We start from the raw sequence: 14484 nt of genomic DNA on the forward strand, positions 1-14484 counted from the left end.
CGCTCCAGTCGTATCGAAAAGCACTCTAATCAAAACTAGGTTTGGCGCAGTGGTTCGTATGCGGGTTCGTCGGCTGGCAAAAACTTAGCAATCAATCAATAACTATCCGTTAAACATAACCGCCTTCGGTATGACGAAATGCATAGCACGACAGCCCCGAAGAGCTTGGTATTTGCGTGAGAACTGTCGATAAAAATCAACTCTATGGCCTGGTTTCTGAGGGGCCTGACTGGAGCCGGGAGCCGATGGGCTCGGTGGCTGCAGTAATAGGTGGTTTTTTGCTCATCGGACTGCCGGTTGCGGGGCACATTTTAAGCCCGCTGATCGCGGTTCCTATGGCTCTGGTCCTCAGTGTTCTCCTCGCGAACTACGCACCGCGCACTGCATTGATCAGCGTCATCATTGCCCTGTTGTTCCAGAATTTCTTTGTGTCAATGGTTTCGTCTAACCTCAGCGGCCCGGATGAATTCAAAATCATTCGAGGATACAACTTTGTCATACTCGTATCGATTTGGTCCGCGTTTTTCGCCAGTTACTGGACCCGGTTTCGCGGACAAAACAGGTCCATCGATCTCATCATGAACCTGACCTTTGGCGCAGTTGGGCTCGTCTTTTTTTATTTTCTGATCGGTTTTGTTCAAAACCCGACCCCCGCTGTCATTTACCTCCGGAACATTCTGACGCCGATCCTCATCTTCCAAATTGCCTTGATCACCTTTTGGCGGTTTGAATTTGGCCTTACCGTACCGCTCTTCATCGTCGGTACGATCTTCCTTCTAATGGGATATATCGAACTGATTTTCCGGGAGGATTGGCTCTACTTCACCGGAGGCGAAAGCTACTGGGAGCTGGATATGCGATCGGCGCGTTTGTCACTTGAATGGGACCAGGAAGCGCGGGAAACCGGTTACGTCATGCTGGGCTTTCTCGATGCCTTTCGTGTCGATTTGTTCAACACACCCTTGCTCGACGGCTTGGACCTGAGGGTTACACGTCTCATGGGGCCAAACATGCACGCGATCAGTTATTCGTACGCGGTGGCTTTTCTGCTTGTGTTCGCGCTGTTTCGTGGTTCTGTTATCATGGCGTTGTTGCTGTTCCCTTTGCTCGTCGTTGCCAATGCGAAAGGCGCCTTGATTCTGTTCATTCTGGTGCTCGGAGCATGGTTCGCATTCAAGCTCTTTGGCGCGCGGATGAGCCTTTGGGTCACTGGGTTTGTATTAGCACTCTATGCCGTCGCTGGAATTTTGGTCGGGCTTCATATCGGCGACTTTCACGTGCTTGGCTTCATGGGCGGGCTATACAATTTTCTTGGTTTCCCCTTCGGACATGGCATCGGTGTGGGAGGCAACCTCGGTACCGACTTTTCTCAGCTGGACTGGCCGGCTTATCAGGCCGCTGGGCGCACGCCGGTCGCAATCGAGAGTGCGGTTGGAGTTTTGCTCTATCAAATGGGGCCAGCTGCGTTCTTTCTACTTGGAGTATACATCTGGCTCGGGTGGCAAACACTTAGGGTGGCTTCCTTTACAGGTGCATCTCTTCACATTGCCGCGAGTTTTGCTTTGTTAACCGTTCTTGTGAACGGAATTTTTCAGGAAGAGGCTTTATTCTCGCCACTCGCCCTCGGGCTATTGATTTCTCTAAATGGCATGGTTCTTGGCCAAGCCATCCGAAAGGGCTTCGTTCCATAGGCATGAAAAACCTGTTCGCCTCTCTGGCATCGTTCGCCCTTAGGTCGGAAACTCGAGGCGTGATCATCTCGATGATGGTCAAGGCTGCCTCTATCCTGTCGGCCTTCGCCCTCTTCACCTTGAGCGCACGCGTATTGGGCGAGGAGCAGTTCGGCCAGTTTGCGCTGTTTTTCAGTGCGGCTTCCATGGCAGCTGTTGCCTCAGCTTTCGGTCAGGAAATGCTGATCATCCGGATCTGGAACGAAAATGTTGCCGCCGGCCGCATTTCTGTTGCCAAAGGCGGGATCGTATTTGGGTTGTTGATCTCGGCGCTGGGCGCAACTCTGGGCGCCATAGTGATGGCGGGGATGGTCTATTTCTACAGCAACTGGGCGGCAGCCTTGAGCGCTGGATTGTTTGTTGCTGCTGCTGTCTTCCTTCTGTTTTTCTCCAGTCTTGCCCGGTCGATTGTCAGCATACTGGTCGGCGACGGACAAAGAGAGCTGACCGCATTGCTGTTTGCAAACGTTGTGCTCATCTTCTGTCTTGTTTTTGACTGGAGCTCGTCCGTCACATCTGTTGTCAATTTGATCGTCCTCGGAAAAGTCGTTGCGATTGCCCTGCAGGTTTTTTTCCTGACCCGGGTGCTGCGCCGAATGTATCCGGAGATATTTGCAGCCAAACCGGAGTTTGCCGTTGATCGCTGGATGCCATCTTCTACGCGGCTCTGGTTCGCCAGTATTTTGGAGTCTTCCAATCAGTATCTCGACGTCATTCTGGTCGGCTATTTGCTCGATCCGATTGCAGCGGGCGCCTATTTTGTCACAACACGCCTTGCCAACGGATTTGCGTCCGTTGCGGACGCGTTCAACATGTTTGCCATGCGGCAATTTCCGGAGCTCTATTATAAAGCGGATGAGGGCGGTTTGCTTCGGTTGCTGCAGACCCTTGCCATCCTGACAGCGCTTGCGGTTGTCGGCGGTCTTTTCGTTGTCGGTGTCGCCGGTCATTGGCTGCTGATGATCTTTGGCTCAGAATACATGGCTTACTATCATGTTCTGGTGATCCTGTGTCTCGGAAGCGCCGCAATGGCAGCAACCGGTCCTGCGGCGCCTGTCTTGATGTTAACGGGGCATGAGGGGGCTTATCTGCGGATCGTAGCGCTCAGCGTTTTCATTCGAGTGGCTGGCTTCTTTTTGATTGTTCCAATGTTCGGGATTGTCGGTGCAGCTGCGACCACGGCTGTTTCGCTTGTTGCAATGGCCGTTCTCGTCAGCATCCGGTCACGAACAGCGACAGGCTACAATGTCACGGCAACGCGTATATTGGGCGGATTGGCACCGGATCGTATGAACGCGAAGGAATCGTGAGAATGAGTGGGCAACGCATTCTCTTTGTCCAGACGCAGGCGGAAAATGCCGGTGCTCAGGAAGTTTCCCGTCTGCTCGGGGAACACCTGACAAACCGTGGTCACACAGTCCGGCATCTTTTCTTTTACAAAAAGTCGGAAGATTTTTCGGCGCCACCGGAAACCATTATCGTGCGTCAGACCCGGCCGTCCATGTGGCGCTTCTTTTCTTTCTTGGGCGAGCTTTACAATGCCATCCGGGACTTCAAACCGGACTGCGTCTTTTGCTTTCAACATTTTGGAAATGTGATCGGGGCACCGGTTGCCAGGCTTGCGGGCTGTCCGGTCATCGTTGCCAACCAGGTAACGGCACCCAGCTTGATCAATCCAGTGGTTGCCCTTCTCGACAAGAGTCTCGGGATGGCCGGGATTTATGATCGGGTCACTGTGAATTCCAACTTCCTGCTCGATACCTATGGCCGCTATCCACACCGCTATGTGTCGAGATTGGACTTAATACCGCAAGGATTTGAAACCAAAGACTGGGCGGTGGACAAAGCCTCGGCACGTGAGGAACTTGGCTTGCCTAACGGTGTGCCGCTTCTCGGTGTTTCCGCACGGTTGAACCCGGCCAAGCAAATCGACAAGGTTTTAGCCATTCTTGCCAGGCAGCCGGAATGGCATTTCGCGATCGCTGGTCAAGGACCGGACTTTACGCGTTTGCAAAATGAAGCCGCTAAACTTGAAATAACGAACCGTGTTCATTTCCTGGGTGAGTTTGCCCCCAGCCAGATCGGTGAATTTCTCGCCTGTCTGGACGTGTTCACATTTCCGTCTGCTGCGGAGAGTTTCGGGCTTGCAGCCATTGAAGCAGCGCAGGCGGGTGTTCCTGTTGTTGCCAACGATTTGCCGGTCTTGCAGGAAGTGCTTCAAGCCAACGGCAAACCATGTGCGCTGTTCGTTGACGTAATGGACCCCGAAGCATTCGCGAGTGCCATCGCGACGGTATTGAATAACCCGAAAGTGGCGCAGACACTTCGTGATCGAAGCGGTGATTTGAAAGAGCGGTATTCGCTGAAAGCCATGGTGGATGCGTATGAAGCCCTTGCGACTGGCAAAGACCCAGCCGCGGACAAGCATCAGGTTAAGGCGGTCTCATGAGGATCGGGATCGTTGTCGAAACAGACCGGTGCCGGCGCTGGTTGTTGCATCTATCCGAGCTTTTGAAGACGTCTCAGTCAGAGGAAGTGGTGTATCAGCTGATAAAACCATCGCCTCCAGTATCCAGGGAACTGCAAACGGCCCTTCAGCTTGAGGAACGTGTTCTCGGTACAGATCCGTTCTCCGGCATGAGCGAACTGGATCCTTTGGAGCTGCCTCAGACCAGCGGAAAAGATACTGATCTAGTTTTCGATCTCACCGCTAGTGGAAGTGGCAGCAGCGGCTCCAAGACTTTTGAGGTCAGATACAACGGAGCTTGCGGTGAGGAAGCCCTGTTCTCTGCCTTGATGAGCAAAGGGACACCACTCATAGAAGTTATCGATCGGCAAGCTGGCACCGTTGCGGCCTGCGGAACCGCCTCGCTCGAGGCCGCACGAGGACTTGGCGGTGCAATGGACGCCGTCTATTCGAGAGTGGCAGTTCTGATCAAGAAGGTCGTTGAAGGGTCTCACGCGCACGGCACACCAATGAAGGCAGAGGCACTTCAAGTGGTCACGCAGAAACAGGTCCTGAGCCGGGTGTTGCGGGAAACGGCGGTCACGCTGGTCCGATCTGTCTACAGAGCGTTTTTCTACACGTCCCATTGGCGGGTGGGCTGGAGATTTGTTGACGGTGAAGGCGTTGCGGGCACCCGTGACCTGAGCGGAGAGCCTTGGCACGTTCTCAAAAGCCCGCATGACACGTTCTTCGCCGATCCTTTTCCAATCGAAACGGATGGCCGATATTATCTGTTTTTCGAAGCCCTGCCGCACGACACCCAAAAGGGTGTCATCTCTATGGTGGAGATGACAAAAGACGGTCCGATCGGCGAAGTATCAACGGTGTTGGAAGAACCGTGGCATCTTTCTTATCCTTTTGTTTTTGAACGGGATGGAGAATTTTGGATGATCCCGGAAAGTTCTACGAATATGGAAGTCGTGCTTTACAGGGCAGCAAGATTTCCCGACCAATGGGAGCGGCACACTGTGCTGTTAACCGGTGTAGAAGCGGCAGATGCGACCATCATTGAGTTTGAGGGGCGGTTCTGGATGTTTGCCGTCACCCGAAACGGTGTCGGCGGGTATTCCGACTGTCTGAGCGTCTATTATGCAGATGATTTGTTGGGCCCTTGGCATGCCCACGAGCAAAATCCTGTCCTCGTTGATGACCGCGCCGCTCGGCCAGCAGGACGGTTCTTTTCGCAGGGCGGAGAGTTATGGCGCCCGGTTCAGGATTGCCGGCACGGCTATGGTGCGGCACTTGCCTTTGCCCGTGTTGACGAATTAAGCCCGACAACGTTTCAGCAGTCGGTCCATGAAACGCTGACACCGGGACCGTTGTGGCCTGGACGCAAATTGCATACTCTGAACAAGGTGGGTGATCTGGAGGTTATTGACGGGTGCACTTACCATCCAAAATCAGAACTCGCTGCGAAAACGAAAGCGTTTTTCAATAGATAGAGTCCTGAGATAAAAGCATGAGCTGTCGGCTCAACACTGTTGGCGGGTCAGTTGACGTCGAATTTCAAAAAGGTCGGGCACTGCATGCGCCTGGAATTGACGTTAGGTTCTTTCTCATATCAAATTATCGGAACATATCCGTCAACGGAGGCGTGAGATGGCCCTGACATTGCCGGGAAGTCTTTTCAAAAACACCATGTTTCTGGCGTTTGTGCTTATTTTGACCATATGCGGTTCTGCAGTTGGAAGCGAGCGGCACGCCTTAGTGATTGGTAATGCCGATTATGACAGTAAGACACTGACTGCGTTGAAAAACCCGGCAAATGATGCCGCGCTGGTTGCGGACAGTCTCAGATCCGCCGGGTTTACGGTAGAGCTCGTGTTGAATGCCAACTTGCGCACCATGAAACGCTCGGTCCGGGACTTTTCCGACAAACTGAAAGCAGCGCCGAAGGGCTCCTTGTCGGCGTTCTACTATTCTGGGCATGGGTTTGAAGCGGGTGGAAAGAACTATCTAGCGCCGCTTGAAGCGGATTTGCGGGATGAAGTTGATGCTGAGTTCGAGGCTCTTTCAGTCGACTGGGTGCTCACCGCAGTTGAGAGCTCACATGAAGGCGCAAACATCGTCATTCTGGATGCGTGCCGCAACACAGCTCTGACACGCTCTGCGGGCGGGACGGCCGGTGGTTTTTCCCTTCTGACCAGCACGCCGCGCGGAAGCTTCATTTCCTTCGCGACCGCCCCTGGCAGCACCGCGACAGACGGAGCTGGATTGAACAGCCCTTACACCGCTGCAATTGCTCGCGAAATGCTTGTTCCTGGCGCGTCGATTGAAACGGTCTTCAAGCGCGTTCGCCAGCAAGTGGTCGAGGCAACTGGCGGCGAACAGGTGCCGTGGGACCATTCCTCTTTGACGCAGGATATCGTGCTGCTGCCTGGCGGAGCAACGCAGGACACCGGGACACAATCGGCAGCCCCACTCAGTGCTGATGCCATTCAAGTCGAACTGCAGTTCTGGAACGATGTCAAGGACTCCGATGATCGCCAGCAGATCCAGGCCTATCTGGACCGGTTCCCCCAAGGGGCATTCTCTGAACTTGCCAAGGCAAGGCTTGCCCAAATCGGCTCAGGAGCATCTGGAGGCATCGAGCAACTGTTTGCCAAGATACAGAGCCGGTCGTTGCTGGTCGAAAATCCGCAGCGTCCGCATGAGTTTTATGCCAATGCGCGTTTGCGGGAGATCAAAGGCGATTATCCCAAAGCTCGTCAGGATTACCTGAAGTATTTTGCGTTCGGCGAACCGCAAGTCGATCCGCATGTCCGGTTCCAATCGGTGTTGAAAATTCAGGAAGGGCGGGCAGGCGCGCGAGAAGTCTATAATGCCTTTTCGCAAGGCCGGCGCGATCCAACGACACTCTTTGCCGAGATCTTGTTGGAAGAGCGCGAGGAACGCGTTCGCCGCTTGACTGCGTTCATTGATGCATATCCGGATTTCACACCGGCCTACTACGCTCTGAGCCAGGATTTTTCTGCGGCGCGAGTTGGTCAGCAATCGCTCGCTGACAAGACGCAGGAACTGGAGCTGTTGCAGAAATTTCAGGAACGCGTCGATGAAGGACGGTTCCTGAGGTACTTCATCGACCAGCAGATGGCGGCCCAATGGCAGGAAGATGCCAAGACACGGTTGGCGGCCTTATCGGTCATGAACACCGCTGCCCTCAGCAATCCGGTTAAAATCAATGCCATGCGCAGCAATCAGGGATGGATGATCAATCTCGCGATTGCCGACCGTACGCAAGAGATCTTCGTCAAACTGCCGGATCAGGATTTCAAGTCGACCGGTTTCATGGCGAATTCCATGGATCCAACGACTGGCCGGCCGATCGCTTATCCGATGATCGAGCTGCCGGGCAATGCTGGCGAAATGGATATCGTTGTCAAATACACCGACATTCGCGGCGAAGAACAGGGACCGTTCCAGATCAAGTTCAGTCCGGGCCTGGCCCTTATCGCAGGGCAAAAAGATATCCTTGAACGCATGCCGAATGGTTGGCTCAGCTACCGGGACTATGACGGCAAGCGGCTGGTTTATTTCACCCATTTGATCAGTTACCGGTGCGCCATTGATGAAGTGCGTTATGGATTGGATACGGATGCGCCGGATCAGACGTTTGAGATCGGTGCTTGCGATCCTGACAATCCGCATGCAATCCCTTCCAGCGGGCCTGGGTCGACCGTTCATGCGACCATTCCGAAGCCGACGCAGTTCATATCTGTGCAGTTGACTTATGCTGATGGCACGCAATCAGAAGTCCAACGATTTGATGCACCGAACTAAGGTGTTCTCAGCTGTCGACTGGCAAAACACATTTGGCGGCGTGCGATGACAACCTCGTCGCCGCCTGGCAGACCTGAAACCAGTTTTCTGGGGCGCTGGGGCAGTGCTTTTTGCGCAGCGCTGCTCGCAGTGCTGATTGCCATACCGGTTGCCAGCCGACTTGACCCGATCGTTGGCGACCTTGCCGTCTTGGAGTTCATGCCCAGCGAGCAAGTCTCCGACACGGATATTGTGATTGTTAGGATCACAGAAGATACGTTGGCTTCTTTCCCCTACCGCTCGCCGATTGACCGCGGATTTCTGGCCGAATTGCTGGTCTCCCTCGATGCGGCCAGACCGGCAGGGATTGGCATCGACGTGCTGTTTGACAGCCCGAGCGAACCGGAAAAAGACGCCCGACTGTTTCGGATTCTCGATGACCTTAAGGCCCCTGTTGTGCTGGCGACCGTCCCCGCCAGTCTTCTGACGGAAAAACAAGCTGCTTATCTGTCTTCCGTAGTGGAACGCCGGCAACCGGGGTCTGTGATTTTGCAGAGAGACGATGCAGATGGCATTCTGCGGCATCTGCCCGTCAATGATGGCGAGACACCGCTATTCACCGAAGCGCTTGCAAATCAGCGTTTTGAAAAGACGCCTTTTGACAGCCGGATCCTGTACCCCGCGTTTTCGGCTGATGAGGCGGGGCCGTTCCCGCGCTACCCCGCCCATACCGTTGCCTTTCTTCCTCAAGACTGGTTTTCCGGCAAATATGTTCTGATTGGAACGGATCTTCCGGGCACGGACCGCCATGCGACGCCTTTGGCCTCCCTTCAGGGTGTCGAGGCTGGGGACCTGCCAGGCATAGAGATCCATGCTCATGTGCTGGCGCAGTTGTTGTCCGGACGCGCGCTTGCCGTTCCAACCTTTGCGCAGTCAATAGGATTGCTTGTCCTTTTCGCCGGCGTTTCGGCTCTTGTTTTTACAATTTTCCGGCAGCCAAAGGTGTTTTTCACAGGTTTCGTGATTTGCCTCAGTTTTTATGGGGTGGCGGCTTGGGGATTGATGCAGGCGGGGACCGCTTTACTCCCGGTTCTCGGCCCTGTGACCGCTGCATCAGCAAGTGTTTTTGTGCTGGCTCTTGTGCGATGGCGGCAGGACCGGCTGGAGCGTGCGTTCGTGGTGTCGGCTTTTGAGAAATACGTCAGTCCCGAAGTGGTCAGACGTTTGGCAACGGGTGAAGTTGAACTTGCGCTGGGCGGTGAGAAGCGCTTGGTCACATACGTATTCACAGACTTGGCCGGGTTTACAACCCTGTCAGAGGAGTTGCCGCCGGATCGCGTCGCAGAAATCCTGAATGGATATCTGGATGAAGTCTGTGACGTTGTTTTCCGTCATGGGGCAACACTCGACAAGCTCATTGGTGACGCGGTTGTCTGCTTCCTGGGCGCACCCGAAGACGATCCTTCGCAAGCGAAAAACGCAGTTGCCCTCGCTGTAGAGCTGGATCAGACCGCGGAGCGGTATCGGAAATCCTTGTTGGACCAGGGTGTGTCGCTGGGTGTGACCCGCATCGGGGCGCATTGCGGCGATGCGGTGATCGGGAATTTCGGTGGTCACCGTTTCTTCGATTACACCGGTATTGGAGATACGGTGAACACAGCGTCACGATTGGAAGGTGCCAACAAATATCTTGGCTCTCGCACCTGCGTTAGTCAGACTGTTCTGGACCGGCTTGGAGGGAATGCTGATTTTGTCTTCCGGCCCCTCGGCGAAGTTGTTCTGAAGGGGCGGCAGCAGACCCTTGGCTGTTTCGAACCAAGTCCCAAAAGCGTCTCCGAGGAAACCTGGTTTCAGGATTACATCGCTGCTTACGATCAGCTGAACGAAGATTCAGAGGTTGCAAAAACACTTTTTGAACGGGTTTTGGCTATCAAGTCAGATGACGGGCCGTCCCGGTTTCATTTGGACCGGTTGGAAAAAGGGCTGTCTGGCACGAAGGTTGTCTTGTCGGAGAAGTGACGCTTCACCAGCGCCTGAGGAGTGAAGATGGCGAAAAGACTTTGGATTTGCCTGGCAGCATTGGCGATGATGTTGGTGCCAGCGCATGCGGAGATCGTTGTTGTCGCGGTGAGCGGTACAGACGAAATCGCGCCGGGAACGAGATTGGTAACCGGGCAGGCAATCGAATTGCCGGAGGGCGCCAAACTCACTCTCCTATCCCAAAGCGGTGAAATGCAAGTCCTCAAGGGGCCGTACTCTGGTGAACCGGCGGCTAATAATGAGGCCTCAACTCAAAAAAGTGACGCTGCGGGTTGGTCGGCGGTCCTTGCACTTGTCGGTGATCCGGACGCGCGATCCGATGTTATGGGCGCATCTAGGGTCACTGATGGTGCGTTCATGGTGCCGCCGAGCATCTGGCATGTCAGCGTCGACAGTTCCGGTCCACGGTGCACCTTGCCGGATACTGTGGCCTTATGGCGCCGGGATGCCGGACAGGGCACAGATATCTCTATTCGCAGCAGCGCAGGTCGGCTGACGGATGTCGCTTGGCCGGCGGACGAACACGTGATGGCGCTGCCGAACGAATTCGCGGCGGATGGAAGATTGATGGTTTCGATCGACGGTGAACTCCGGGACTTGGCTTTGATCGTTGCGCCGGAAGACCTGCGGCAAGCCGGGCCTGGTGCCGTTTTCACGTGGCTGATGGAGCACAAATGCCAACGCCAGGCGCTGGCGTTGATCGAACGGGTCCATGCTGGGTTGAGCCTGACGGATTGATCGAATGGGGCATTAGGGAGCATGCGGATGAACAGGGACGGACTGCTCGAAAGCGTACTCTCCAGCATGATCCAGGGCGTTGCTGTGTTCGACGAGGAGCTGAAGCTTCTCGCCTGGAACCAGAAGTTCCGCGACATGCGCCATTACCCCGATGAGCTGGTTTTTGAGGGGCAAAGTGTTGAAGCTCTCATTCGCTTTGACGCCGAGCACGGTGAGTTCGGGCCTGGAAATGTGGACGAGATTGTTCAGGGCTTGATGCAGAAAGTGCGGTGTTTCGAGGAACATGCCTTTGAACGCGCCCGACCGGACGGCAGCTACATGGAGGTCAAGGGCGGACCGTTGCCGGGCGGTGGGTTCGTCAGCACCTATTCCGACATTACCGAACGGGTTGCGGCGCGGCATCAGCTGCTTCGGCAAATGGAAGAGCTGAAAGAGGCGCGTCAGGCCACATTGGACATGATGGAAAAGGCCGAGGCGAACCGTCAGCGCGCGGAAGAGCTACGGGAAAAGGCCGAAAGTGCCACCAGGGCCAAGGACATGTTTCTGGCTGCCATGAGCCATGAAATCCGCACGCCAATGAATGGTGTTGTCGGTATGATCGACCTGTTGACCCACACCGATCTCGACGACGAACAGATGCAAATGGCCTCGACTGTCCGGGACTCTGCCTTTGCGCTTCTGACCATCATCAATGACATCCTTGATTTCTCCAAGATCGAGGCCGGCAAGATGGATCTGGAAATGATCCCCATGTCCATTCTTGATGTGGTGGAAGGCGTTGGTGAAACCATGGGGCCGAACGCCTGTGCAAAAGGGCTCGATTTCATCGCCTATTGCGACCCAAGGATTCCGGCTGAAGTTGCTGCAGACCAAGTGCGGCTGCGCCAGATCCTGTTCAACCTCCTCGGCAATGCAGTGAAGTTCACCGAAGCTGGCCAGGTCGCGCTGCGGGTCGATTTGCATGAAGTTTCGGAAGGCCACGCTACCGTCCGGTATCAAGTGCAAGATCACGGGATCGGTATGACCCCGGAACAGACGGCAAACCTCTTCCAACCATTTCAGCAGGCCGATGTGTCCACCACCCGCCGGTTTGGCGGCACGGGTCTGGGGCTGACCATTGTGCGGCGCTTGGTTGACATGATGGGGGGAACAATCGACGTGGAGAGTGTTCCAGGGGACGGCAGCACATTCACAGTCACGTTGACACACGAGATCGTAGAAGAGGCAGGTGTCGAAACTGGCCATGATCTGGCGGGTGTGAAGGTTTTGGCACTTGTGCCTGATGACCCAACACGGAGGACTCTTGTTGAGACCTACCTTGGTTGCTCAGGCATTGCCGTTGACGTCGTGAGCGAGCCGGAACTTCTTTTTCAAAGCGCAATTGAGGCGCATGAAAAGTTGGCTCCATATGACACCGTCTTGTTAGGTCTCGGGTATGAGGAAGCGGTCAGAGCGGATCTCCGGGAGCGTTTCCGCGCCGATGATCATCTCAAGCAGACGCGGTTTTTGGTCGAACGCCGGATGGCCGATCTCGGAACGCCGATAGAGTTGCCGGATACGACGGTGGTGCCAGCCACCCCGCTTACCCGCCGAAACTTATTGAACGCTCTTTGTGTTGCGATGGGCCGGGCCTCACCCAGCGCTATCAGACATGCTCCCTCTGTTGAGGCGGGCGGATGTATCGCGCCGAGCGCAGACGAAGCTATGGCAAACGGTGAATTGGTTCTGGTGATTGAGGACAACAAGACAAACCAGGATGTCATCCAGCGGCAGTTGCGGCTCCTTGGCTACCAATGCGAGGTTGCGGAAGACGGTGAGGCCGGGCTGGCAGCGATGCGATCCGGCCGTTTCGGCAGTGTCTTGTCAGATGTGCACATGCCGAAGCTCGACGGATTGGAAATGACACGGCAATTCCGTGCGCACCAGACCAATGGATCACCCCGGGTTCCGATCATTGCAATCACGGCAAATGCGCTTCAAGGAGAAGCCGACCGTTGCCTTGAAGCCGGCATGGATGATTTTCTACCTAAACCGCTTGAGATGAAAAAACTCAAGGACATGCTGAACCGCTGGCTGCCGCACGCAGCGGTCAATTGTGTTGATGTGGTTGCAGAAATTGGCTGCCAAGACGGTGAGGCTGCCGCCGTCGTTTCACCAATGAACACCGCCGAACATGCGCCGATTGACCTGTCGCCGTTGGAAGAGATCTTTGGCGATGACCGCGAGACCATCCATGAGGTTTTGGCTGATTTTGTTGATCCTGCCTGGCATGTTGTTGGAGAAATTGCAGACGCTGTTGAAGCACAGGATGCGGCCGCAGTTGGTGCGGCCGGCCATAAACTCAAATCCTCGGCGCGCGCCGTCGGCGCCAATGAACTCGCTGATCTTAGTCTCAGCCTGGAGAAGGCTGGAAAATCCGACGATTGGGCCGCCATTAACGTGGAGTTTCCAAAGCTTAGGCCAATAATGCAGCAGATTGCGGCTCACATTGCCGACCTTTGACGAGAACTGGACCCCTGATATGGGCATGGCCAAGGTTTTGATCGTCGATGATGACCCGTTCATCACGACCTTAACGACCAAGATACTGACCAGAATTGGATATGACACGGTCCTGTCGGCGGAGGACGGTGCCAAGGGCCTGGACGCTGTGGAGGCCCATGCGCCCGATGTCATTCTCTGCGACCTGAACATGCCGGGCATGGACGGTCTAGAGTTTCTTCGCCACCTTGCCGAACGGGATGCGCCCTGCGCGATTATCCTGGTGAGCGGCGAGGACAAGCGGATCCTTCAGACAGCAACGCAGCTTGCCGAGGCGCATCGGCTCAAAGTTCTTGGGGCCATTCAAAAGCCGATCAAACCCGACCCGCTGAAGGTCTTGCTCGACAAGCACGTTGCCCAACAATCCGCTGCGAGACGCGGACCGGTTGAAAGTCTTCCGCTTGAGACAATCAAAGCTGGGTTGGAGAGCGGAGCGATAGATGTCTTTTTCCAGCCGAAGGTCGCAGTACCGGACCGGAAATTGATCGGGGTTGAAGCATTGGTCCGCTGGCGCGGTGAAGATGGCAAGTTGATCCCACCGATTGCGTTTGTTCCGGTCATTGAAGAAAATGGTCTGATAGACGAAATGACGCGTCAGGTGTTCGAGAAGTCGATGGTTACCTCAGCTACTTGGCAAAAAGAGGGGCTCGACATCAAAGTGGCGGTGAATTTTTCCGTCGACTCCCTGACGCGTTACGAGGTGTTCGATCTGGTCATTGCAGCGATCGCCAAAGAAGGCATCGATCCGCATTCCGTCATCATCGAGGTAACCGAAAGCCGGATCATGGAGGATGTTGCAGCGCCGCTCGAGATCCTTACGCGTTTGAGGATGAAGGGCGTTGGACTTGCCATTGACGACTACGGCACCGGCGCTTCGTCAATGCAGCAGTTAAAACGCATCCCGTTCACAGAGCTGAAGATCGACCGGGCGTTCGTTGACGGCGCTCCCCAAGACGAAGAAGCCCGCGCAATGCTCGAATCCAGCGTGTCGTTGGCGCAGAAGCTGGGCCTTTCCACGGTTGCTGAAGGTGTCGAAACACAGGCGGAATGGGACCTCATTGCTGAGTTGGGTGTCGATGTCGTTCAGGGCTATTTCATCGCGAAGCCAATGCCATCTGACGAGCTCTTGGTATGGGCACGCCAAAATGGCGATCTCGCCAGCTGACGAAA

Annotated in this window: 9 protein-coding genes; all 9 read left to right on the forward strand. The window is 55.1% G+C overall.

Annotation, left to right across the window (positions count from 1 at the left end):
- Positions 1-176 precede the first annotated feature (176 nt).
- Entirely contained in the window at positions 177-1691 is a 1515-nt protein-coding gene (locus tag AC0J4F_RS09850; RefSeq protein ID WP_473026110.1) for a hypothetical protein, read from the forward strand.
- Between the two features lie 2 nt (positions 1692-1693).
- On the forward strand, positions 1694-3040 hold the full coding sequence (locus AC0J4F_RS09855; protein ID WP_473026111.1) for an oligosaccharide flippase family protein: 1347 nt from the start codon (positions 1694-1696) through the stop codon (positions 3038-3040).
- 2 nt (positions 3041-3042) lie between these two features.
- The gene (locus AC0J4F_RS09860; protein WP_473026112.1) at positions 3043-4179 is read left to right on the forward strand and encodes a glycosyltransferase family 4 protein; all 1137 of its coding nucleotides are present in this window, start codon (positions 3043-3045) and stop codon (positions 4177-4179) included.
- Positions 4176-5678 carry a glucosamine inositolphosphorylceramide transferase family protein gene (locus AC0J4F_RS09865; RefSeq protein ID WP_473026113.1) on the forward strand — a complete coding sequence of 501 codons (1503 nt, stop codon included), beginning with the start codon at positions 4176-4178 and terminating at the stop codon, positions 5676-5678. Before AC0J4F_RS09860 ends, AC0J4F_RS09865 begins: the two co-directional genes overlap by 4 nt.
- Before the next feature lie 157 nt (positions 5679-5835).
- The gene (locus AC0J4F_RS09870; RefSeq protein ID WP_473026114.1) at positions 5836-8016 is read left to right on the forward strand and encodes a caspase family protein; all 2181 of its coding nucleotides are present in this window, start codon (positions 5836-5838) and stop codon (positions 8014-8016) included.
- Between the two features lie 45 nt (positions 8017-8061).
- On the forward strand, positions 8062-10014 hold the full coding sequence (locus tag AC0J4F_RS09875; protein WP_473026115.1) for a CHASE2 domain-containing protein: 1953 nt from the start codon (positions 8062-8064) through the stop codon (positions 10012-10014).
- A 27-nt stretch (positions 10015-10041) separates the two neighbouring features.
- Positions 10042-10773, forward strand: coding sequence for a hypothetical protein (locus AC0J4F_RS09880; protein WP_133951927.1), 732 nt, complete (start codon positions 10042-10044; stop codon positions 10771-10773).
- 27 nt (positions 10774-10800) lie between these two features.
- Positions 10801-13275, forward strand: a complete 2475-nt coding sequence (locus AC0J4F_RS09885; RefSeq protein WP_473026116.1) for a PAS-domain containing protein — start codon at positions 10801-10803, stop codon at positions 13273-13275.
- 19 nt (positions 13276-13294) lie between these two features.
- Positions 13295-14479, forward strand: a complete 1185-nt coding sequence (locus tag AC0J4F_RS09890) for an EAL domain-containing response regulator (protein ID WP_473026117.1) — start codon at positions 13295-13297, stop codon at positions 14477-14479.
- Positions 14480-14484 lie beyond the last annotated feature (5 nt).

The organism is Roseibium sp. R5 (genome assembly GCF_055755305.1).